This is a genomic window from Termitidicoccus mucosus (assembly GCF_038725785.1).
GTDB classification, from domain to species: Bacteria; Verrucomicrobiota; Verrucomicrobiia; order Opitutales; family Opitutaceae; genus Termitidicoccus; species Termitidicoccus mucosus.
This window is the reverse complement of the sequence record NZ_CP109796.1, coordinates 3580793-3604880: the sequence shown is the minus strand read 5'-3', so window position 1 is coordinate 3604880 and position 24088 is coordinate 3580793. Positions and strand designations below refer to the sequence as shown.

Genomic DNA, 24088 nt, shown 5'->3' with positions numbered 1-24088 from the left:
TGGGTTTCGGGAAAAATTTTCGACTACATCCACGCCGTACCTCCCGCTGCCGGTTTATTTGTTTTCATATATGAGGACGGCCGTTTTCACAGGCGCGCGCGGTGGGCCTCGACGATCTGGCGGATGGTCTCGTCGAGGGAGACGGAAATGTCCCACGCGGGATAGTGGGCGCGCATCTTGTGCAGATCGCTGTAGTAGCAGATGTGGTCGCCGGCGCGGTTTTGCTCCACGTAGGTGTGGATTTGTTTTTTGCCGCTGTGCTTTTCCACCAGCGCGAAGGCTTCGAGGATGGAGCAGGAGTTGGCCTTGCCTCCGCCGATGTTGTAAACCTCGCCGGCCCGGGGCGCGGCGGCAAAGGCGGCCATGAAGCGGGCCACGTCGAGCGAGTGGATGTTGTCGCGCACCTGCTTGCCCTTGTATCCAAAGACCTTGTACTCGCGGCCCTCGAGATTGCACTTCACGAGGTAGGAGAGGAAGCCGTGCAGCTCGACGCCGGAGTGGTTCGGGCCGGTCAGGCAGCCGCCGCGCAGCGCGCAGGCGGGCAGGTTGAAGTAGCGGCCGTATTCCTGCACCATGATGTCGGCGGCGGCCTTCGAGGCGCCGAAAAGCGAGTGCTTCGACTGGTCGATGGTGAAGGTCTCGGCGATGCCGTGCGCGTAGGCCGGGTCCGCGTAGTCCCAGCGGGTGTCCAGCTCGGCGAGCGCGATGCGGTTGGGCGCGTCGCCGTAAACCTTGTTGGTAGACATGTGGATGAAGGGCGACTCGGGGCAGGCCTGGCGCGCCGCCTCCAGCAGGTTGAGCGTGCCCCCGGCGTTGGTGTCGAAGTCGTCGAAGGGAATCGCCGCGGCGCGGTCGTGCGAGGGCTGCGCGGCGGTGTGCACGATGACCGAGGGGCGAAGCTCCCGCACCAGCGCCAGCACGCCGGCCCGGTCGCGGATGTCCAGCTCATGATGGCGGAAACCCGGCAGCTCGCGCGCCAGCCGCGCCTGGTTCCAGCGCGTGTCGCCCTGCGGACCGAAGAAGACCGCGCGCTGGTTGTTGTCCACGCCGTGGACAGCGTAGCCAAGCTCGCGCGCAAAATAAGCGCACACTTCCGAACCAATGAGACCGGACGAACCGGTGACTAACAGCGTTTTGGGCATGGGTGATTTACAAAAAAATCAACACAAATTAAAAAAGGACGTGACGCGAACAAAAATCTGTTGGGAGAGAAGAGGGGAGGGGAATGCACACAATGAGACGAGCGCATATCAAATTAAACTGAGATCGATACTTGAATCGGAGGGACGGCCTCCGTGCCGTCCGCTTTGGAGCGGGGGCGACACGGAGATCGTCCCTCCATCTATGAATGCGGCCACGGATTTTTTAAAAGCTCTATCTGCCATGAATCGTTCACGTTGACCGGGCCAGTGGCGAATCAGATCGGTGATTTGGCGGCGCAGCCGGAAGGCTGCGGATTGCGTGGCATGGGCGTCCCCGCCCATGTTTTTTGGGGAGGGCGGCGCGGAGCGCCGTCGCACGGGCGAGTCGCCCGTGCCACTCGACCCGGCAGGGCGGCGCAAAAGAGCCATGTCATCTGGATGTTCGGACCCAGAGAGAAGGTGGCGCGGGGGTCAGGGAATGCCCTGAACTCAAGCTGCCGCGCGCGGGCTCTCGCTCATCCGCGGCGAATCTCGGACCCGCGGAAATTGACCGTGATGTGGAAGACTTTCTTCAGGCGGCATTGAATCGCGCCCGTCGCCAGGTCAACCCGCTCGGGCGTCTCGACTCTGCTCAGGTCAATGACCGCATGGTAGCCGCGCTCCGAAAACACGTCGATGAGCATCGTCATCGCGAGCGGGTTGTCGAGCAGCGGGTCCTCCGTGTTGATCAACGAGCGGCCCGAGATCGCATGGCTGCGGATGATCGGCATCATCTTCTTGTCGATAAATGCCACGACCTTCGCGAACAGCTCGGTGTTCTCCAGTTCGTAGGAATCGAGCCGCTTCACCAGTTCCTGGCGTGCGTGAAGGGTGATCTCGCGCGCCTCCGGCAGGCAGCGCAGCCGGTCAAACGTGCGCGGATCGAGCTCGAGCGAACTTTGATAATCGAGTTCCTGCAGGATGTTCTTTTCCACTTCGTCCAACGACCCCTGCGCATCGACAAAATGGTAGTGGAAGATCTCCTTCAGTGATTGCAGCGCGGCCCAGGTCTGGTCCTTGAAAACCCGGTAGCGGCGCTGCGCGAGCGGCACGTCGTAGTCGGTGGGACGCTCCTCCAGCAGCTCGCCGATGCCGGTGCGGCGGACTTCCTCGTTGTGCGCGAGGATCTCGCGGCCGCGCTTGAGCTGACGCTCGACGCTGATCTTTTCATCCACGAAGAGCACCATGATGTGGATCGTGGGGTGGCGGAAATGGATGCCGATCGGGGTGTGAAAAAACTCATGGCGCAGCTCGTGCATTTTGCCGACGAGCATTTTCAGGCACTCCACCTGCACTTTCGTGCGCGGAAATCCGTCGAGGAGGACGCCGTCGCGATACTCGGGCCGGAGCAGCTCGCGGAAAAGGATGCCGATCACCTCGCGGTCGCCGACCATACCGCCGGTGTCCTTGATGCGGCGGGCCTCGGGCGTGTCGAGCAGTGCGCTGATGACGATGGGCGGGCAGGTGAGCCCGCGCGCCTTCAGGATGAAGGCGGTGTTGGTGCCCTTGCCCGCGCCGGGCGCGCCGCCGAGCAGGATGAGTTCCTTCGGGAAGCGCAGGTTTTCGCGGCCGTAATGATCCTCAAGATCCTCCCACGCGGCATCGAAGATAAGTTGCGCGTCTTTGATCTCGAGATCGGCGCCGCGTCCGTTGGCGGGATTCTTGGCGGCATCGGAGGAATTATTGGAGGGAGTCATGACCGGAAAAGAGGTGGAACAAAGCGGATTACGCGGCAGGATTCCACAAAAGAAATTCATTTTAAGCGAGTTTCTGGCTTTTCCCGGCACGGGGGAGAGGCTAGCTCTGGTCCCGGCTGCGCGGCTTCCACCCCGTGAAACCTCCTCCGACTGCGGCCCAAAGTGAGACCGCCGCACCGGGATTTTTCTTTCCTCTTTCTCTTTATCTTTCTCTTTCGTCAGGAACGGACAGGGAGAAAGAGAAAGATAAGGAGGAAAGAAGAAAGATTCCGGCGGGGGGAGGGAAGCGAGTGGTGGAGCGGCGCCGGCTGTCCTGCCTCGTCCAAAACCTCCGATTGTCCCCCCAAGTCTTTCCCGCATGAAAAAACACGCCTCTTCACCCGACTATAAATTCCGTTTCGGCGACGCCGTCGTCGGAGCACAGATGCTCTTCGTGGCCTTCGGTGCGCTGGTGCTCGTGCCGATCCTCACCGGGCTGAACCCCAATGTCGCGCTCTTCACCGCCGGCCTCGGCACGCTGATTTATCAGGTCGTCACGCGCGGGAAAGTGCCGGTGTTCATCGCGTCGAGCTTCGCGTTCATCGCGCCGATCAGCGCGGGCGTGCAGCAATGGGGCATCCCCGGCACGTTGTGCGGGTTGATCGGCGCCGGGGTCATGTATTTCATCGTGGGTGCGTTGATCAAGTGGCGCGGGATCGGGTTCCTGCAAAAAATCCTTCCGCCGGTCGTCATCGGCCCGGTCGTGATGGTGATCGGCCTGTTGCTCGCGCCGGTGGGCGCATCGATGGCGATGGGCCGGACGCCCGGCTGCACGATCCCGGCGTGGCAGGCGCTCGTCATCGCGGGCATCTCGCTGCTCACGATGATCCTCGTCTCGCTGCGCGGACGCGGGATGCTGCGGCTGCTGCCGATCCTGTGCGGCATCGGCGCGGGCTATGTGGCGTCGGTGGCGTTCGGTTTTGTCGATTTCACGGCCATCAAGGCCGCCGCGTGGATCGCGGTGCCGTCGTTCACCGCGCCGGTGTGGAACCTGTCCGCGATCCTGTTCATCGCGCCCGTCGCGCTCGCGCCCATCATCGAGCATTACGGCGCGATCCAGGCCATCAGCCAGATCACCGGACGCGACTACGTGGCCGATCCCGGCATCCATCGGTGTCTGGTCGGCGACGGGCTGGCAACCTCGGTGGCGGGCCTGTTCGGCGGTCCGCCCTGCACGACTTACAGCGAGGTGATCGGAGCGGTGGCGCTCACGCGGGCGTTCAACCCGGCGATCATGACCTGGGCCGCGATCACGGCGGTGGCGCTGGCGTTCGTCGGCAAGGTGGGGGCGGTGCTCGCGTCGATCCCCGTGCCGGTGATGGGCGGCATCATGACGCTGCTTTTCGGTGCCATCGCCACCGTGGGCCTGCAAACGCTGGTGCGCGCGAAACAGGATTTGCTCGAACCGCGCAACATGACCATCGTGTCGCTCATCCTCGTGTGCGGCATCGGCGGCATGGTGATCGGCGACAAGAGCTCCTTCGCGCTGGAGGGCATCGGGCTGGCCGGCATCCTCGGCATCGTGCTGAACTTGATCCTGCCCAAGGCGGCCAGGGAAAACGAAGACGGGCAGGCGTGACATCGCGCCGTGGCAGGGACAAGCCGTCCGGGCCACGCAAACCACACGGGCGGGACGCCCGTGCCACGAGGTAGGGCGCGACCTTGCGTCGCGCCGCGATTGGCGAGAGCGCAGGCGGACGCGGCAGGGTGTTCGCGGCACAAGGTCAGGCCCTACGACGGCTTCGCCGTTCACGGGCAAGATGCCCGTGCTACTTTCCAAGCCCATGCCACTCGAATCCACGGGCTCGCAGCCCGTGTTTCCTTTTCACTTGCCGATGCCGAACGCCCGGAACCCGGTCTCGCGCAGCTTCGCCAGGTCGAGGATGTTTCGCCCGTCGAACAGGAACGCCGGCTTCGGCATGCCCGCGTGGATTTTGGCGAAATCGAGCGTCTTGAACTCGTCCCATTCCGTCACGACCGCGATGGCGTGCGCGCCCTCGCAGGCTTCGTAGGCGGTCTGCGCCACGGTCAGGCGCGGGTTGGCGTTTCCCTTGCCGAGCGTGTCCGCGATGATCTCGGCGGCGGGCACCTTCGGGTCATAGACGGCGACGTTGGCCTGCTCGGCCAGCAGGTCGCGGCACACGTTGATGGCGGCGGATTCGCGCGTGTCGTTAGTGTCTTTCTTGAAGGCGAAGCCGAGCACGGCGATTTTTTTGTCGGCCACCGTGTTGAAAAGCGTGCGGACGATTTTCGCGGAGAAACGGTGCTTCTGGTAATCGTTTATCCGCACCACGTGGTCCCAATACGCGGCCACGTCCGGCAGCCCGAAATGCTGGCAGAGATACACGAGGTTCAGGATGTCCTTCTGGAAGCACGAGCCGCCGAAGCCGACGGAGGCCTTCAAGAATTTCGGGCCGATGCGGCTGTCGCGGCCGATCGCGTGCGCCACTTCGTCCACGTCCGCGCCGGTCGCCTCGCAGAGCGCCGAGATGGAATTGATGGACGAGATGCGCTGCGCGAGAAACGCGTTGGCCACGAGCTTCGAGAGTTCCGACGACCAGAGATTGGTCGTGATGATGCGGTCGCGCGGCACCCAGCGCGCATACACATCGGCGAGCGCCTTGAGCGCGGCCTGGCCCTCGGGCGTGTTTTCGCCGCCGATGAGCACGCGGTCGGGCGCGACCAAATCCTGCACCGCCGTGCCCTCGGCGAGAAACTCGGGATTCGACAGCACGGAGAATTTCAGCCCGTTGGAATTGGCGGCGAGGATTTCCTTGATCGTCTCGGCGGTCTTCACCGGGATGGTCGATTTCTCGACGATGATCTTCGGCCCCGTGGCCACCTTGGCGATGCTGCGCGCGACCGACTCGATGAAGCGCAGGTCCGCCGCCGCGCCCGCGCCCACGCCGTAGGTTTTGGTCGGCGTGTTGACCGCCACGAAAATGATGTCCGCCTCGCGGATGCCCTTCGTCACGTCGGTGGAGAAAAACAGGTTCCGGCCGCGGCTCTGTTTCACCACCTCCTCGAGCCCCGGCTCATAGACCGGCAGCGCGTCGGAATTCCAGTCGGCGATGCGCGCCTCGTTCAAATCAACCACGGTCACTTGAATGTCGGGCGCTTTCAGCGCAATCATGGCCATCGTGGGCCCGCCGACGTAACCGGCGCCAATGCAGCAGATTTTCATAGTGTTCGCGGGAACCTTGACCACGCCCCGTGCCAAATCCAAGGAGGAATTCGCCCTAGTGGGTCTTGGGGGTTTCACCTACAGTGAAAATTACGAGGAAGGCGGCTGAATTTCGTATTTCATTGACGAACATAAATCATCCGAAATGAGGTGCCGTCCGGCTCATCCCAGCCGCGCCTTCACCGTGCGCCGGTCGAGATCGAGCCGCCGCGCCGTCTCCTCCACCGTGCCGGCCTGCGCATGCACCAGCCGCGTGTAGCGCCGCAGGAGTTCCTCCGCCGTCAGCCGCCCGCCGCCGATGAGCGCGTTCCAGTCGTCCGCCGCCCCGCCCGCGAGCGGCCCCGCCGGGCGGTATTCGCCGCGCACGAGCAGATTTCGCATGCACTGCTCCAGTTCGCGGAAATTTCCCGGCCACGCGTAGTCCGCGCCGAGGTTTTTTGTCATCCACGCCACCGCCTCGCGCGCGAAGGCCTCCGCCTCGCCCGCGCCCACCAGCCGTCGGGCCGCGTGCTCCGCCAGCGACGCCAGCTCGCCCGCGCCGGCCCCGTCGAGCTGCTCGCGCAGCGACGGCGTGCGCACCACGTCCGAGCAAAGCCGGTAATAAAAATCCTCGCGAAAGCGCCCCGCGCGAATCTCCGCCGGCAGGTCGCGATTCGTCGCCGCGATGACTTTCCCCTGAAACACCCGCGACTCCGTGTCGCCCAGCCTCTGGAATGTCCGCGCCTGCAACACCCGCAGCAGCTTCACCTGGATGCCCGCGTCCACGTCGCCGATTTCGTCCAGAAACACCGCGCCCGCCGCCGGGCAGACCTCCATCCAGCCCGCCCGGTCCGCCAGCGCGCCCGTAAACGCCCCCCGCCGGTGCCCGAACAATTCCGACTCGATCAATGTCGGCGACAGCGCGGACAAGTTGAGCGGGAAAAACGCCCCGGCGAAATCTTCCGCGAACATTCCGCGTTTCGAGTCAAACGCCACATAGCGCGACAGCGCGATGGCCCGCGCCACCAGTTCCTTGCCCGTGCCCGACGGCCCGATGACCAGTGTCGCGAAATCCCCCATCCGGGAAAAAAGCGTCCGCCGGTAGCGCGTAAAATCGTGCGTGAAAATCGACTGCCAGATCGCCGCGCGCAGCCGCGCCATCGGCGCCGATCCACCCGCCAGCGCGCCGAAAATATGAAAGAACGCCCGCCGCATCTGAAACGCCAGCGCGAAAAAGTGCTCCACCGCGCCCGTCTCCCCGATCAGGCGCAGCCCCGGCACGGCGAGCAGCCGCTCCATCTCGGCGCGCGCCTCGGCGAAAAACCGCACCCGTCCCGGCGGCTCGCCGCCGCCCCGCGCCCGTCGCGCCTCGCCCTCGCGGATCAGCCCGTCAAACCGCTCCGCGAACGCGTGAAAAATCCGGAACGCCACGAGCGCCACATGCGCCTCGCCCTCCGCGCGCGTCACCCGTCCGTTGCGCGGCCAGTCGGTCCGTATCCGTTCCGTCAATACACAGGCTCTCTCCAGCAGGCGGGAGAGGTTCGGGTTCGGGAGCGTTTTTGCGTGCGACTGCACGTTCCAGTCCGCCGCAGCCTCGGCGAATTCCGCCCCGAGCGCCTTGCGTTCCCATTCGATGCGCTCCGGCAAAAACGGATTCGCCCGGTTCACCCGTCCCACGCAGTCCGCAAACGCCAGCTCCTCGTCGGAAAACAACCGTCTCATAAAAACCTTGGTTTTAATAGCCGCAAAGAGACACAGGATTGAGTGATTGTTTTGTGCCTCTTGTGCATTTTTGTGGCTATCTAGTGGTTCGCCTTATTTGTCATCAAAAAATGACAAATGATAGTCATATTTTGTCAATCACGCAGGCCAGGAATATACCCGATTTAAATCATATCATATTGTTTATTAATTTATTATGTGTGAATGATTTTCTGCTGGCATGACTCCGGCAATAGGTGCATTCGTCATGAAAACCACATCCCGCACCTACGCTCCCAACCTTGTCCGCGCTCACCGCGCATTCCGCTGGCTCTCTTTTCTCGCCGCGTTTGCCGCCATGCTCGCGCTGCTCGGCGTGATGACCGGCCTCCATGCCGCCGGCACCCTCACGCCCGTCGGCTCGTCCGCCGCCACGATCCAGATTCGTGACCATCAGGTCAACGTCACCATCAACAACGGCTTTGCCCAGACCGAAGTTCTCCAAACCTTTTTCAATCCCAACGCCGCCGACCTCGAGGCCGTTTACGCCTTTCCCGTGCCGAAAAGCGCCAGCCTCTCCGAAGTCACCATCCAGGCCGGCGAAAAAACGCTGAACGGCGAAGTGCTCCCGCGCGCCGCGGCCGAGACCATCTACAACGAGGAAAAATCTCGCGGCAACGACGCCGGCCTCGCCGCCAAGAACACCTTCCAGACCTACGAATTCCGCGTCTCGCCCGTCCGCGCCGGCGCCGAGACCCGCCTGCGTTTCGTTTACTACCAGCCGCTCGAAATCGACACCGGCGTCGGCCGCTACCTCTACCCGCTTGAGGAAGGCGGCACCGACGACCGCGCGCAGAATTTCTGGCAGCCCGCCAACACCCAAGTCGAGGGCCGCCTCTCCATCAACGTCGAGCTGAAATCCGCCTGGCCCATTGACGACCTCCGCGCGCCGGGCTTCGAGAATGAATCTGTTATCCAAAAACTGGATACAGGCCACTACCGGTTCGCGCTCGACCGCGCCGGCGCGAAGCTCGCCCGCGACTTCGTCCTCTACTACCGCCTCGCCGCCGACCTCCCCGGCCGCGTCGAAGTCGTTCCCTACCGCGCCGCGCCCGGCAAGCCCGGCACCTTCATGGCCGTCGTCACGCCCGGGCTCGACCTCCAGCCCATCACCCGCGGCGCCGACTACACCTACGTGCTCGATGTCTCCGGCTCCATGCAGGGCAAAATCGCCACGCTCGCCAACGGCATCACCCAGGCCCTCGGCAAGATGTCCCCCGGCGACCGCTTCCGCATCGTTACCTTCAACAACAACGCCCGCGAGCTTCTTCCCTGGACGCCCGCCACGCCCGACAACGTCCGGAACGCCATCACCCTCGTCCGCTCCCTCGCGCCCTCCGGCGGCACCAACATCTACGCCGGCCTGCAAGTCGCGCTCACCCGGCTCGACGCCGACCGCGCCACCTCGCTCGTCCTCGTCACCGACGGCGTGACCAACCAGGGCATCGTTGACCCGCGCGCCTTCCACGCCCTCCTCAAGCAGCACGACATCCGCTTCTTCGGCTTCCTCATGGGCAATTCCACCAACTGGCCCCTCATGCGCGCCATGGCCGACGCCACCGGCGGCTTCTACGCCGGCGTCTCCAACGACGACGACATCGTCGGCCAGCTCCTCCTTGCCAAATCGAAGATCACCCACGAAGCCCTCCACCACGCCACCTTCAAGTTCTCCGGTGGCGGCACCACCGACCTCACCGGGGACAACCCGCAAAAAATCTACCACGGCCAGCAGCTTGTCCTCTTCGGCCGCTACGACAAACCCGGCAAGGCCACCCTCACCCTCAACGCCCGCCTCACCGGCGAGGACAAAACCTACACCACCACCTTCGACTTCCCCGAAACCGACACCGCCAATCCCGAACTCGAACGCCTCTGGGCCCTCGCCCAAATCGAGCAAATCGAGCTGAAGGAAGCCATCGGCCAGACCCCCGCCGCCGAGGCGAAGGACGCCATCACGAACCTCGGCGTGGCCTACCAGCTCGTCACCGACCACACCGCGATGGTCGTGCTCGACGACGCCACCCACGACGCCCGCGGTATCGACCGCAAAAACCGCGACCGCACCGCCCTCGAACGCGCCGCCCAAAGCGCCCGCGCGCAAACCGTCGCGACCAACTACCAGGTTGACGCGAACCAGCCCGCTTACTCCGCGCCCGCTCCCCACGTCAGCCGCTCCCGTGGTTTCGGCGGCGGTGGAGGCGGCGCGCTGGAGTCCACGGACATCGCCTTCCTGCTCTTCTTCGCCTTCCTCGCCTGGGCCGCCTGGCTCGGCCGCCGCGCGATGGCTCAAAAATCGCGCGACGACTGAGCCCTCGCGAAACCGCGTCAGCGACTGGGAGCGCCGGCTTCCAGCCGGCAGACGGCGAAGCCGTCGGATTGAGCGGCGCGGGCAACAAGCCCGCGCCGCCCGCATGCCGGCACTTTCGGTCGCACAACAACCACTCAATCTTGAAAACACACCAACCCCAGCGTGGCGTAGCCACGACCAAAGAGGTTGATCACGGATGGCATGGATGAAGACGGATTAGACAGACAATCTGGCATCCTCAGCCAGCCCTCCTTGCGCCCTTGCCTTTCAACTTTTCCGCCATGCGCCGTTTCCCCCTTGTCACCCTCGCCCTCGCCGCGCTCGCCCTGCTCGCCGCCGCGCTGCCGCCCGCGTTCACCGACGCCCTCCAATTCGACCGCGACGCCATTGCGCGCGGCGAACTCTGGCGGTTCCTCACCGCGCATCTCACGCACTTCGGCGTCTCGCACCTGCGTTGGGACGTTTTCGCGCTGCTGCTCCTCGGCACGATGGCCGAGGGCAAATCCCGCCGCGACTGGCTCGCCGCGCTCGCCGTTTCCGCGCCCGCCATCACGCTCCTCGTCTGGGCGCTCCAGCCGCACTTCACTCATTATCGCGGTCTCTCCGGGCTCGACTGCGCCGCCTACGGCGTGATCGTCGGGCACCTTTTTCGCGACGGCCTGCGCGCGCGGCATCACTTCACCCTTGCCCTCGCCGTGCTCGCCTTTGCGGCTGCGCTCGCCAAATGCGCCTACGAACTCGCCACCGGCACCGCCTTCTTTGTCGGCGCGACCACCGCGTTTGCACCTGTCCCCCTCGCGCACCTTGCCGGAGTCCTTACCGGCGCGCTCGTCACCATGACACCATTCCTTCGCCAACCCGCCACGCGGCGCCGGGACGGAACGGTTCAATCCGCGACGGCATCGCGGGCGCCTGGTTCTCCATAAAAGGCCGCTTTGAAAAAATAGCCGTAGGCGGTAGGGAGGCCTCTCCGAGGCCTCCGTCGGGCGGAGAGGGCGGTTTGGAATTTCATTGGAGGGTTGAAGTGGTGACGGAGGTCTCGGAGAGGCCTCCCTACCGTGGAACTTGTGGAGGTTGATTTTTCAAAGTGTCCAATTGGTATTGGCGGCCGGGCGCTCCGGCCATCCCGCGCCTAACCCTTTCGCTTTCCGGGGTCTTTGGCGCGCCGCTTGTTTTTGCGCATGGGTTGCGCATGGCACAGGGTATGCTTTCTGATTCGCGTAACACAAAATTGAAATTTTGTAACACCGAATCATGATCATTATGAATCCTTCACGCTTCCTCCGCCACGTCCTCTGCGCCGCGTGCGCATTCGTTTTGGGTTCCGCGGTTCTGCCCGCGGCGCCCCTGAAAGTCGCCTATTCCGATTATCCCGGCTGGACCGCCCTCGCCATTGCCGAACAAAAGGGCTGGTTCAAGGAAGCCGGCGTCGAGGTCGATCTCTTGTGGTTCGAATACGGTCCGTCGATGGAAGCGTTTATCGCCGGCCAGGTGGACGCCGTCACCGTGACCAACGGCGATTCCCTCGTGACCGGGGCGGGCGGGGCGAAGAATATCATGATTCTCCTCACGGACTATTCCGACGGAAACGACATGATCATCGCCCGTCCGGGCATAAAGTCGCTCAAGGAACTCAAGGGGAAAAAGATCGCCGTCGAAATCGGCTTTGTCGATCATCTCCTGCTGCTGAACGGCCTCAAAAAACACGGGATGACCGAGGCGGATGTCGAACTCGTGCCCACCCCCACCAACCAAACCCCGCAGGTCCTTGCCTCCGGGCAGGTGGACGCGGTCGCGGCCTGGCAGCCAAACTCCGGGCAGGCCCTCAAGGCGGTGCCCGGCTCCACGGTGGTTTATTCGAGCGCGGACGAGCCCGGCCTGATTTACGACATGGTGGTCGCCACGCCCCAAAGCCTCGCCCAACGCCGGGCCGACTGGGTGAAATTCGTGAAGGTTTGGGACAAGGTCGTGGCCTATCTGGCCGACCCGAAAACCCGTGCCGATGGCATCAAGATAATGGCCGCCCGCGCGGGGGTGTCGGCCAAGGATTACGAGCAATTCATGCCCGGCACGCATTTCCTCACGCTGGCCGAGGGCTACAAATATCTTTCCTCCACGAGCAAGGGGTTCGATTCCATCCTCGGATCGTCGGTGATAGCGGACGATTTTAATGTCAAAAACAGCGTGTATAAGAAGGCGCAGGATGTCCCGGCTTATATAGACGCATCGGTCACGGCCGACGCCTTGAAGTAAAAAGAAAAGTCCTCCGCCTTTTCGAGATTTCCTTAAAAGTTCTTTCCTCTTTATTCTTTCTCTTTCCTCTTTCTCCCCTCCATTCAAGGAGGTTCGCGAAAGAGGAGAGAAAGAGGAAAGAGAAAGAATAAAGAGGAAAGATAAAAACAGGCGAAGGGCGCAGGCCGTTGTTCCGAATCGGACTTCCAGTAATATACGACCAAGACTTTTTCATGTCCCGCCTCCACTGGTTTTCAATCCGCCGGGAACTCCAGCCCCGGCAGCGCGCCATGCTCGGCCTGCTGGCATTTCTGCTGCCGCTCGCGCTCTGGGGTTGTGTCAGCTACGTGCCGTGGATCTGGCATCCGATGATCAAGGTCACCGACTCGGGGGACGTCGCCTGGATACGGACGGGCACCCTGGTTGACCGGGACGAATTTCAGAAAGAAGCGGACAATGTCCTGCGCGCGGGCGGCAGGCCTCCCCGGGGAGAAAGGGCCAATCCCATCTACCTGCCGGCGCCGCACAATGTGGTGCGCGCGCTTTACACCGCGTTCACCACCGAACCCGCGCTGAAGGGCGACCGCTGGCTGCATGAAAGCCTGGGCATGAGCCTGCAAACCATCTTCTGGGGGTTTCTCATCTCGAGCGTCCTCGGCGTGCCTCTCGGGGTTCTGTGCGGCGCGTATGCGAGCGTGTCGCGCGTCACGGAACCCTTTGTCGATTTTGTGCGCTACATGCCCGCCCCGGCCTTCGGCGCCCTGATGGTTGCGATCTTCGGCATCCATCTGGAACCGAAAATCGCAATCATCGTCATCGGGACGCTTTTCCAGCAGGTGCTCGTGGTCGCCAACACGGTCCGCAAGGTCGATGGCGGCCTGCTCGAGGCGGCGCAAACCCTCGGCGCCAAGCGCCGCCACCTCGTCCTGCGCGTCCTCGTGCCCGCCAGCTTGCCCGATCTATATAACGATCTCCGCATCCTCCTTGGCTGGGCGTGGACTTATCTGATCGTGGCCGAGGTCATCGGCGTCAGCAGCGGGATTACGTTTTTTATCAATCAACAGGCCAAATACCGCAATTTCGACAATGTATATGCCGCGATCATCATCATCGGTGTCATCGGCCTTTCCACCGACCAGTTCCTCGCCTGGCTCGGACGGCATATCTTCGCGTGGAAAAACCCGAGGCCGAGCCGGGTGCGCGCGTTTTTCTCCTTCATAAAAAACACCGAGGGCCTCCTCGCGCCGTCGAAGGAAGTCCAGCACCGGCGCTTCCTCGCGGCCTGCGCCGCGCGCGGACTGCCCATCCCGGCGCAGGCCGCCGAAATGGCGGCGGGCCCAATTCCGGCCGGTTCCCTGCCAACCTCGCCCAAAAACACCGATGAGCCTTCCTGATTACAAACTGCAATCTCCCGCCGTGACGGAGCGTTTTCGCAAGATCAAGGAGCGCCCCGTCGTGCTTTCCGTGAGGGGCATCGGACGCGAATTTTCCGGCGAAAAAGCCCCTGTGGTGGCGCTCAAGGATATTTCCTTCGATGTGCACCGGCGCGAGTTTGTCTGCGTGATCGGACCGTCGGGCTGCGGAAAATCCACGCTCATCCGGCTCATCGCCGGCCTCGACGAAAGCACTTCGGGGGAACTTCTCATCGATGGGAAAAAAGTGAGCGGGCCGGGGCCGGATCGCGGCATGGTTTTTCAAGGATACACCCTTTTCCCGTGGCTCACGGTCAAGGAAAACGTCATGTTCGGCCTTCAGATGCAGGGCGCGGAATCGTCGGAGGCCGCGCGCGAGGCGATGCAATGGCTCGATCTCGTGGGACTCCGCAAATTCTACGACGTCTATCCCAACCAGCTCTCCGGCGGCATGAAACAACGCGTCGCCATCGCCCGCGCGCTCGCTCCCAATCCGCGCGTGCTGCTCATGGACGAGCCGTTCGGCGCGCTCGACGCGCAAACCCGCGCGCAGATGCAGTCGCACCTGATGGAGATCTGGCGCAACGTGGATGTCACCATCCTGTTCATCACGCATGACCTCGACGAGGCCATCCTCTTGGCCGATCGCATCCTCGTGCTCAAGGCGCATCCGGGCGAAGTGGCCGAGGTCATGGAAGTGCCGGTGCCCAGGCCGCGCCATTTTTCCCAGCTCAATTCCCCGGAATTCCAGGCCACGCGCCGCCGCCTCGACGAGCTTATCCATCCGAGAACCGAAATCCGTCCGGACGAGCAGGAGCGCCTGCCCATCGTCCGCCTCACCGCCGCGGGCGACGACGTCGAATAAATTCATCCGCCGCCCCGCCCAAATGCCGGCCTGCGACAAAAGGTCATGAAACGCGCCAAAGCCAACCGCCCCCGCCCGCACCCCGTCCTCTGGTCGCAACTGACCTGGCCTGAAATCGGGCGACTGCGCGCCGGCGGCATGGACGCGGTGCTCCTGCCGTGCGGGGCGACCGAGCAACACGGCCCGCACCTGGGCACCGGGATGGACACGGTCCTGGCCGCCGATGTCTGCGCCGCCGTCTCCGCCGCGACCTCCGTGCCCGCGCTCCCCGCGCTTCCCTACGGATGCTCGCTCGGCCACTCGCACCGCTGGCCCGGAACGCTGTCGCTCCAGCCCCAGACCCTGATCGCCCTCGTCACGGACATCGGCGGCTGGCTCTGGCGGGCCGGCTTCAAAAAACTCTTTATAATAAACAGCCACGTCACCAACGCCGCCCCGCTCCGTTGCGCGCTCGAAAACCTCCGCTACCATCACGACGGTTTCATGGTGGCGCTGGTCAACACCGCCACCGCCAGCCCGCGCACGCAAAAAACGTTTTTCGCCGACGCGCGGGACTGGCACGCCAACCAGGCCGAGACCGCGCTCATGCTCGCCCGCGCGCCGGAAATCACGCGCCCGGATTTGATAAAAAAATCCGACGACCCCGACCGCACCGTCGGCGCCGTTTTCGCGCATCCGGTCAACCATACAAGCACCAACGGCGTCACCGGCCATCCCAGCCGCGCCTCCCTTGCGCAGGGCGAGCGCCTCTTCCGCTGGCTCGTGGCGGACGTGGCCGGAATCGTCCGCAAGGGACTGCGCGAAAAAAGTCCTCTCGTCCCCACGCACGACGCCAACGGCCCGAACGGGTGAGCCGCGGACCCCGCGCCATTGTTGGAAATTTCCGACTGTTCAATACCATTTCCGAACCATTTATAGATTTATCAAGGTAGGGCGAAGCCTCCGGCTGAGCCGCGGCTCGGCGGGGACGCCTCGCCCTACCCAAAATATGAATTTCGTTTGGAAATAGTTTAACCCAAAACTGCTCTAAACAGAACACCTATTCGAAAATTGTATTATATATAACATGAAAACAGAACATGAAATCCTCTCCCTCCAGAAGGAACTGAAGGCCAAGGGCGTGAAATATTGCGTCGGCGCGTATGTGGACATCCACGGCGTGCCCAAGGGGAAGTTTGTCCCCATCGACCACTTCCTCCATTTCGCGCATGGCTCGGAATTATATACGGGCTACGCGCTCGACGGGCTCGGGCAGTCGCCCAACGACGACGAAATCGCGTCGCTCCCCGATCTCGACCGGGGCGTCATCCTCCCGTGGAACCGGGAGGTCGCCTGGTTCCCGGCGGACAACACCTTTCACGGCGAGCCCTACGAAATAAACACGCGCGTCGCGCTCAAAAAGGTGCTCGCCGACGCGACGTCGCTGGGCTTCGGCTTCAATCTCGGCATCGAATGCGAGGTTTTTGTCGTGAAGCTCGACGACGCGGGGCGCATCGGCATTCCCAATGCCGACGACCAGCTCAACAAGACCTGTTATGACATCCGCCGCTTTTTCCGGCGCTACACCTGGCTGGACAAGGTTTCCTCCGCCATCGACCAGCTCGGCTGGGATTTGTATTCGCTCGATCACGAGGACGCGCCGTCGCAATTCGAGTTCGATTTTAAATATTCCGACGCGCTCACCATGTGCGACCGCTATGTGTTTTTCCGCACGATGGCCAAGCATTACGCGGAGGAGGAGGGGCTGCTGGCCACCTTCATGCCGAAACCGTTTGCAGACAAAACGGGCAACGGTGCGCATTTCAACATGTCGCTTTATGATTTGGAAACCGGAAAAAACGCATTCGCGCACGACAAAGCCGCCGACCCTCTGGGCCTGGGCCTCAGCCCCGTCGCCTACCACTTCATCGGCGGCATCCTCAGGCACGGCCCGGCGATCTGCGCGGCGATGGCCCCGACGGTGAACAGCTACAAACGCCTCGTCCGGCGCGGCCTCATGAATTATTACTCGTGGGCGCCGGTCTTCAACAGCTTCGGCACCAACAACCGGACGAATTCCATCCGTGTGCCGATGAGCGGCGGTCGTTGCGAAAGCCGCAACGCCGACTCGTCCTGCAATCCCTATCTCGCCGCCACGCTGGTGCTGGCCGCCGGGCTGGAAGGCATCCGCGAAAAACTCGATCCGGGCCGCCCCCGCGAGGAAAACCTCTACGCCTACACCGACGAGCAACTGGCCGCGCAGGGCATCTGCCACCTCCCGCAGTCGCTTCAGGAGGCGGTCGCCGCCTTCGCCGGCGATCCTTTCACGGAGCGCGTGCTCGGCAGGGAATTGCGCGACGAGTTTGTTCGTTACAAATCCGAGGAGTGGCGCGCCTACCGCCAGCAAATCACGCAGTGGGAAATAGACCGCTACGCGCGGATGTTTTGAGGGGAAACGAACCCTTTATTCAGACAGAATGAAAAATCCATTCTGTCCAAAAATGAAGAACCATTAAATTAACCGCGAAGAACGCGAAGGATGCAAAGAGCAATCATGATTTACGTCGCGCTCTTCGCGTCCTTCGTGGTTAATAAAATCGAACCATTATTTTGAACAGAAGGAAACGAGGGGCCCCAGGAAGACCATAATTTGGAAAGGCATGGCAGGCATGTCGCTTCGCGCGACATCACAGCGCGAGGTTGCCCGGCAGCGAGGAGGCCTGTCTGAGCTCGTCGATTCTGCTTTTCAGCGGTTTGCTGCGGATGGTCGGGCCGTCCACCCAGTGGCTGGGAATCGTGGTCAGCGAAACCGTGCTGGTCGCGCCGCATTCATTGCGATGCAGTTTTGCGATCACCGCCTCGGCCGCGCGCGAGCCGATGGTCTCCGGGCACTGGTCGAGCCCCGCGCAGGGCGTGTGCTGGCGCAGCGTGTTCAGGCAGAAGAATCCTTGGGTCTTGGGAATCCTCGCCCCGGCCGCCCTCATCCAGTCGATCGCCTCGCTCTGGTGGCCGAGCACGACATCCGGCGCGTGCTTCCGGAACCAGGGCTCGAAATTATCCCGCGTGATTTCGTCCGCGACCAGCGGCGGCACGTTGCCGGCCTCGGGATGATTGTATTGAAAGGAAAGAAACGCCCCCTGCCAGCGGTAGAGCAGGCGCTCGTCGTGGTGCTTTTGCATGAAAAGCCCCGGGCGCTTGTAGCCCAGCGCGTGCAGGCGGTGCAGCACGTTGATGAGCGAACGGTAGTGATCGGGGCAGATGGCGTGGAGCGCGGGCTGTTTTATATAATAATCCGTATAGACCCCGGCATAGCGCGACCAGCTCAGCGCGGAGAAATCCGGATCGCCCCAGACCGGCAGGATGATGATGCCCTGGATGCCGCGCGACTGGAGTATCTGGTCGAGACGGTGCATGGTGATGCCGGTTTTTCCGCCCGCGGTGAACGCTTCGACCTTGAACCCGAGCGTCGCCGCCCGTTCGGTGGCCCCGCGGGTGAACTCACGGTAGAAGCGTTTCGCGTAATCGGGCCGGTCGGGCTCGTCGAGGGTGAGGATGGCGATGACGCCGCGAAACGTGCCGCCGCGCGAACGCCGCAACTCCGACATGACCGCGCCGGCCAGAGGATTGGGCTGATACCCGGCGGCCTTGGCGGCCGCGCGCACGCGTTCCATGGTGTCGGCCTTCACGCAAGGCGATCCGCGCAGCGCCTCGGAAACCGTGGTGCGGGAAAGGCCCAGCGATTTGGCCAGGGTACGCAGGGTGGGGGTGGGCATACGGACTGTCAGAATCATGATGAAACAAGTTGAGGCAACAAGATAATTCAGCTGTCCGGAAATATTAGCAGGCCAAAACGCCCGCAGATGTCATAATCTGCGGGCGGAACGACTCTAAATTCCGCGATTATTAAAAATCAAACGTGGTGGTGAGAGATATCCAGCGTGGGTCGATGATGCGGTAATTTCTCGGCGTGCCGTCGGGATTCACGCCGACGGTGCGCAGTTCGCCACCCTCGAAGGCATTGCGGATATTGATTTGGATGGAACAGCGCACCTTGTCATCGAGGAGCTTCAACCGGTAGCGCGCCCAGAAATCGAACTCGAACCAGGAATTGTCATAAACCGGCCGGTTCGGGTCGTAATTAAGATAACGCTCGTCGGGGTTGTCCGGCTCAAGGGCAAGATACCCGATCGCACCCTCGTCGAACCAGCGCATGGAACCCCCGACATCGATGTTTTTAAGGAAGTTGTCGGTCTTGAGCCCCGCCAGTTTGTAGGCGGCGGAGGCCGTGACCGTCCACTCGCGAGTCTGTGGTTTTTGCTGCCCGACCGTGGCGGTTTGCAATGCCATCTGGGGCTGGATGTTCTTTTCGTAGAACACCTGGGGATTATTGTCGCCGGTCCAGTATCCCCCGTCCTTGTCCACTCCATATGTCGACCACCAGGGCTTGCCTGCAAGATCGGAAGGCACCCAGGCGCTTCCGTTCCACTCTTTGAAGTCGGAAGGGATCATGATGGATTGCAAAATGGGCAGATGCTCCTGCAACCATTTGGCCGTGAAATAAGAGGCGCTGGTGTCAAACGCCTTCTTCTGCGTGATCGATGCCTTCAGCGTCAGATATTGATTTGGGTTCCAATTGATTTCGATTTCCTTTCCCCGGGCCGAGACACTATCGTCATCCCCATAGGCTTTCTTGGTGCCGCCCATATGCCACAGCCAGAAATCATAGTTCAGCCCTCCGAGCGGATCGATATAAGTGTTCCATGCCTCTTTGCGAAGCGCCTCCCGTTCCTCCTGGCCGACTGGATCATCGTCATAAAGATGGCGGTCAACGGCATCCTGGGGCGTGATTCCTTTCGCTGAAAGAACCCAGAGATAGGCCTGCGCCTCGAGGTTCCATTCATCACGTTCGGTCGGAAACTCATCGCGCTCATAGTCCATATACAGGCGAAGCGCCCGCTGCGCCCATGTTCCCGCGCTGTTCCCGGTGCGGGTGTGTTCCTCGGTCATTTCATATTGGTTGAACCCGATATAAAGCTGCTTTTGTTTTCCCAGATACAGGCGGAATCCATAATCCTTGCTGTCCCCTTTTGGATTTTTGAGAACGCCGCCGTAAAGGTCCCAGAGCAGTGATTCCGGCTGGAAGCTGGTGGATTGGTTGTAATGGAGATGCAGCCAGTCGAACGGCTTCAGCACCACGCCGGCCTGGCGGGTGATGCCGCTGTTGTAGTTTTTTGAATATCCGTAATTCGGATCATCAAACACGTAAACCGGGCTGATATCGGGGAATCCATTGGCGTCCCAAACACGCTCTTTCCCCTCCCAGTCAATGGTCCGGTCTTTGCGATAACCGAACATGGGCACGATGCGGTCGTCGAGGAAACTGCCTTGGTAAACAACGCCGAGGGTCCGCCGTTCCGCATGCTTCATGCGGTTGGCGTCATAAAGCTCGCCGATGGAAACCGGCTGCGTCACCCATTGTCCGGCTAGCGCATCGTACCAGTAAAGGTCGTGGTTTTCGCCGTAAAGAGCGGACGGGCGAATGGCCGGGTAGTCGATATTATAGCCGGCGCCGTCCCCCATGTAATACCGCGTGGTCTGCCGGTAAGTGGTGGATGCCTCGTTTTGCACGACGCCGGAGGCGTTGTGCTTGGGATACCAAGCCAAAGAATCATCCCGGAGAACATAATCGCGATAACCAAGCGTGCCATATTCGCGCTCGCGATATTCTCCGTAAGCGGTGGCGGTGTGTCTGCCCAGCCACCGCGTCCAGCCTTTGTTCTTGGAGAGGTCCAGTTGATACACCATGTTCACCTTGGCGATTTCCGAGTCGTCCTGATACCACTGGCGCTGGGCCTCGGAGCCCGCCATGAAGGGGCGGAGAAAATAGGGATTGGGCGTGCCGTCCAGGAGGTATTCGTTCACGTCGATCATCAGGTTGGTGGGGATGCCGCTGCTGTTGCCGATCAGGTTGGAGCGATAAGTGTCGGTTTTTTCCTTGAAATAGCCGAGTTGCACGCCGAGGTATTGGTTTGAGGTCTTAAACACATCCTGCTCGAGGGACAGGCGGAGCGACCAGTTGTCGGTTTCCTCGCGATTGGGCGCGTAAAAATTGATGTTTTCCCAGTCATACAAGGCCTTATTGGAGACTCCGTAAGGCTTCCACAGCACCTCGTGGCGCGCGTTGTAAATCGGGCCGGACGTGACATAATAATACGTGTTGTTTGAGACCGTGGAGGGCGACGGCGTGCCTGACGTGATGTCATCGGGCTTGCGGGCCATGGAAAAATACGCGATTTGACCGTTGTCGATAAATTGCTGGAGCGCCCGGGTGTTGAAGGAGTCGTTGTAAACCGTGACCCCATAGCCGGCGTAAAGCGGGCCGCCCAGTCCGCCGACCGTCGGCATGAGCTGGGTCCGTTTGTCGTTATATCGAACGCCGCTTGCCAGCACGGTGCCATCGGCCCTGGTCAGGGTGCCTGTGAGCGGATTCCATGTGGGGCGTCCGGCCTCGATCCAAGGAGTCGCGTAGTCCGTGGGGGTTATGGAGTTCGGGCGGGAGGCGGCGTTGCGATAATCCTCGTAGGAAACACGAATCACGGTCGATTTGAAGGGGCGGAACTTGAGCGCTGCGGTCAGGCGGTCCGTGTCGTCAAAGGAAGGCTTTCTTGTAAAGCCTTTTTCGTCGTGCACGCCGGCAACGAGAAGGGCCAGCACTTCTTTTTTGATCGGGATGTTGTAATTCCCGTTCATTCGAAAGCCGCCATAACTGTCAAAACGGAATTGCGCCGTGCCCGCGGCTTTTTGCAGGTTTGCCTCGGCGAGGACGAGATTCACCGTGCCGGATGCCCCGCCGAGGCCGAAGATATTGGCATTCGGGCCGCGACTGATTTCCACGGCCGCGACATTATAGCTGTCAATCGGGATTCCGCTTGACGACTCAAACCCGCCGACGGACATGTTGGCGGCCCCCACGCCGCGGATGCGGTTGGCCGATGCCGGCGAATTGCCGGTCTTGTCAACATACATGTCTCCCGTCGAGCCGGATGACGGCAAAAACTGGAAATCGGTGTATTGCATCGTCCCCTCGGTGTTCGCCTCGTAGAGGAAGATATCATTAATATCAACCGAGGCGGTGTCCATCATCTGTTCCTTGGTGACAACGGAGATGGACGCCGCAATGTCTTCGAGCGCGGTGTTCAGGCGCGTACCCGACATGGTGCGGGATGCCTGGTACCCGCGGTTTTTGCTTTCTTCCACCGTGAAAACGGACAGTTCGATGATGTCATCGGGCAGGGCGAGGCCGGAGCGGGCGCTGGCGGGACTGGCGGCAATGGGAATATTTCGTTGCGGTTCTTCAGGCGCGGTTGTGGCTTCGGGCATCTGCTGCGCCTGAAGGGCGCCGGACAGCAAAGCCGAGGCAATGACAGAGGCGAGCAGTGAATTATGGAGGGCTTGGGTATAATGCATTTTCCGGGAGGTATGTGCTTCTATTGAGAGGATACCCTAGCTGGCTGGGTGTGGATTATAAATCTCGTCAAGGTTGGCCAAAAGTCAAATGAAGGGAGGCAGGTCCGGCGGTCTGATGGGAGGTTTGATATATTCGATCAGGACCTGCCGGACAACGTCATTCCTGGAATCGAATTCATGTAGTGCTCCAGATTGGAATATCCGTCGGGCTGGATTTGCCGTCCGTCGTCAGGATTCCGGGGATCGAGTCCGTGGGCTTTCTCCCATGCGTCCGGGATGCCGTCCCGGTCCGAATCCGGCAGGGCCGCGCCGCTTTCCATCGCCGGTTGCCCGCCCACGTCGGACTCGCGCAGGATGATTTTCCCCAGTTTGCCGAACGATTTCACTTGTTCGATCTGCCGGGCATCCACGGCATCGCGCTTCAACGAGGCTCCGGCGCCCGCGAGCACTTTTTCCGCCGCCGCTTCCGCGGCATCAAGGGTGACGGGGACAGGGGCCGTGTGGGTGGCCGCGGGAAGCAGCGTGGCCTTTGCCGAGATGAAATCCTCGTCCGTGACAAGCCGGCCGTTCAGCTTCCCGTCCTTGTCGAGGTCCGCATGATTGCCCCGGTGATATACGTGGTCGGTGGCCGTGAACCCGGCGATGAACCTGTCCGATGAGTTGGGGCCGGCGATGAAGTAATTGTTTATCATGTCCTGATAATGGTCGGCGGCGGAATGGCCGCCCACGAAGCCGGAGACCTTCCAGTTGTAAACGACATTGTTATAATACTGAAGTCCCGCCTTGCCCTTCGGATTTCGGCTCTGGTTGTTGCTCCACAGGCAGTGGTGGATGGTGATGTTCTGCGGGCGCTCGATCAAGGCGCCAAACATTTGCGGGTCAATGCCCTCCGCAATCAGGCAATACTGGAGCGTGACATCGGACGTCCCCTTGATGTGGATATTGTCCCAGCGGCCCCAGGCGATGGAGACATGGTCGAAAATGGCGTTTTTGAGGTTGTCGATGATCACGGTGCATCCGCCGCGCGGCATGGTGATGCTGCCGTGGAAACGCATGTGCCGGACGATGGTGTTGTCGGAGAACGCCACGCGCTCGCCGTAAACCGTGACGCCGTCCCCCGGCGCGGTCTGCCCGGCGATGGTGATGTTGGCCGCGACTTGCAGGCGGCTCGTTATATTGATGACCCCGCCAATATCGAACACCACGGTCCGGTTCGGCTGGCTGACGGCATCGCGAAACGAACCGGGGCCGGAATCATCCAGGTTTATGACATGATAAACCTCGCCCCCGCGCCCGCCGGTCGCCAGCGCGCCGAATCCCTCCGCCCCGGGAAAGGCAGGCGGGACGGACTGGGAGGCGCGAAGCGGTATTATGAACAGGAGTATAAAAATTCCCGGGATTTGGAATGATCTGAGGCGTGTTTTTATAGATGAAAACATGACAGGGGGAGGATTGTTATTGGGAGATTATGGCGGGTATGGCTCTTCTTGGTGTGAGATACGCAAGAAAGAAAAGGGTTTGGTGGACCGACCTGTGCCGGGGCACAATCCAAGGTATTTTCGGACAGTCCGATTTATGCCATTTGCGAACAGGATTTGCATTTGGGGCTGCCGCATGGCGCACATTTTCAACCCGGCGGTCAACAGCCAGAAACGGATTTTTCAGTCTGCGCTACATAAGAAGGGGAAAGTGCCGTTTTCTCTCTAAATGTCATGCCCCGATATCCCCAAAATGTTCTGGAGTCAGAGACAGTTCCGGACTGTCCGATTTGGGACGCATTGTTTCTATGCTGATATTGGGCAGAACGACACCCGCTCAATATTTGTTATCACCGCCTTCTGGTGGCCCATCCCCGCCTTCGTCCCCCTTGGAAAATATCACATCAATCCGTCATCCCTTCATCCGATGCTGCTTCCGGCTTTCGCCATTCCATGCCGTCCGGCCGGAGATTGGTCAAAGTTTCCCCATCCATAAAACCACATAA

15 protein-coding genes are annotated in these 24088 nt (G+C 61.5%); 8 read left to right on the top strand and 7 right to left on the bottom strand.

Translation table 11 applies throughout. The annotated features are described in order from the left end of the window. Positions 1–86: 86 nt before the first annotated feature. Complete coding sequence (locus tag OH491_RS12590) at positions 87–1142, bottom strand: NAD-dependent epimerase/dehydratase family protein (protein ID WP_068770949.1); 1056 nt, start codon at positions 1140–1142, stop codon at positions 87–89. A gap of 515 nt (positions 1143–1657) precedes the next feature. Continuing rightward, positions 1658–2878, bottom strand: coding sequence for a nucleoside monophosphate kinase (locus tag OH491_RS12585; protein ID WP_068770950.1), 1221 nt, complete (start codon positions 2876–2878; stop codon positions 1658–1660). Between the two features lie 358 nt (positions 2879–3236). Here OH491_RS12585 and OH491_RS12580 point away from each other — a divergent pair, with 358 nt between their 5' ends. Then, positions 3237–4496: a uracil-xanthine permease family protein gene (locus OH491_RS12580; protein ID WP_068770951.1), complete on the top strand. Its 1260-nt coding sequence runs from the start codon at positions 3237–3239 to the stop codon at positions 4494–4496. Positions 4497–4742: 246 nt separating this feature from the next. On the opposite strand, the gene OH491_RS12575 is transcribed toward OH491_RS12580, so the two are convergent. Together OH491_RS12575 and OH491_RS12570 are read right to left on the bottom strand one after the other, a co-directional pair. Then, positions 4743–6101, bottom strand: coding sequence for a UDP-glucose 6-dehydrogenase (locus OH491_RS12575; RefSeq protein ID WP_068770952.1), 1359 nt, complete (start codon positions 6099–6101; stop codon positions 4743–4745). A 162-nt stretch (positions 6102–6263) separates the two neighbouring features. After that, positions 6264–7802 (bottom strand): sigma-54-dependent transcriptional regulator, encoded by a 1539-nt coding sequence (locus OH491_RS12570; RefSeq protein WP_068770953.1) that lies wholly within the window; start codon positions 7800–7802, stop codon positions 6264–6266. A gap of 247 nt (positions 7803–8049) precedes the next feature. Here OH491_RS12570 and OH491_RS12565 point away from each other — a divergent pair, with 247 nt between their 5' ends. The 7 genes from OH491_RS12565 to glnT all read left to right on the top strand — a co-directional run bounded on the left by OH491_RS12565 (position 8050) and on the right by glnT (position 17086). Further along, complete coding sequence (locus OH491_RS12565; RefSeq protein WP_068770954.1) at positions 8050–10149, top strand: VIT and vWA domain-containing protein; 2100 nt, start codon at positions 8050–8052, stop codon at positions 10147–10149. A gap of 281 nt (positions 10150–10430) precedes the next feature. After that, the gene (gene rrtA / locus OH491_RS12560) at positions 10431–11075 is read left to right on the top strand and encodes a rhombosortase (RefSeq protein ID WP_145928854.1); all 645 of its coding nucleotides are present in this window, start codon (positions 10431–10433) and stop codon (positions 11073–11075) included. A 328-nt stretch (positions 11076–11403) separates the two neighbouring features. Further along, entirely contained in the window at positions 11404–12402 is a 999-nt protein-coding gene (locus OH491_RS12555) for an ABC transporter substrate-binding protein (protein ID WP_145928855.1), read from the top strand. A gap of 212 nt (positions 12403–12614) precedes the next feature. Further along, positions 12615–13775: an ABC transporter permease subunit gene (locus tag OH491_RS12550; protein WP_068770956.1), complete on the top strand. Its 1161-nt coding sequence runs from the start codon at positions 12615–12617 to the stop codon at positions 13773–13775. After that, the gene (locus tag OH491_RS12545; RefSeq protein ID WP_068770957.1) at positions 13762–14658 is read left to right on the top strand and encodes an ABC transporter ATP-binding protein; all 897 of its coding nucleotides are present in this window, start codon (positions 13762–13764) and stop codon (positions 14656–14658) included. The genes OH491_RS12550 and OH491_RS12545 overlap by 14 nt, the downstream gene beginning before the upstream one ends. Before the next feature lie 45 nt (positions 14659–14703). Continuing rightward, the gene (locus OH491_RS12540) at positions 14704–15510 is read left to right on the top strand and encodes a creatininase family protein (RefSeq protein ID WP_068770958.1); all 807 of its coding nucleotides are present in this window, start codon (positions 14704–14706) and stop codon (positions 15508–15510) included. A 214-nt stretch (positions 15511–15724) separates the two neighbouring features. Beyond that, positions 15725–17086, top strand: a complete 1362-nt coding sequence (gene glnT / locus OH491_RS12535) for a type III glutamate--ammonia ligase (RefSeq protein ID WP_068770959.1) — start codon at positions 15725–15727, stop codon at positions 17084–17086. 238 nt (positions 17087–17324) lie between these two features. On the opposite strand, the gene OH491_RS12530 is transcribed toward glnT, so the two are convergent. The 3 genes from OH491_RS12530 to OH491_RS12520 form a co-directional block, all read right to left on the bottom strand. Continuing rightward, entirely contained in the window at positions 17325–18428 is a 1104-nt protein-coding gene (locus tag OH491_RS12530) for a LacI family DNA-binding transcriptional regulator (RefSeq protein ID WP_334319410.1), read from the bottom strand. A 112-nt stretch (positions 18429–18540) separates the two neighbouring features. Continuing rightward, complete coding sequence (locus tag OH491_RS12525; RefSeq protein ID WP_068770961.1) at positions 18541–22104, bottom strand: TonB-dependent receptor; 3564 nt, start codon at positions 22102–22104, stop codon at positions 18541–18543. A gap of 137 nt (positions 22105–22241) precedes the next feature. Beyond that, positions 22242–23543: a pectate lyase family protein gene (locus tag OH491_RS12520; RefSeq protein WP_145928856.1), complete on the bottom strand. Its 1302-nt coding sequence runs from the start codon at positions 23541–23543 to the stop codon at positions 22242–22244. Positions 23544–24088 lie beyond the last annotated feature (545 nt).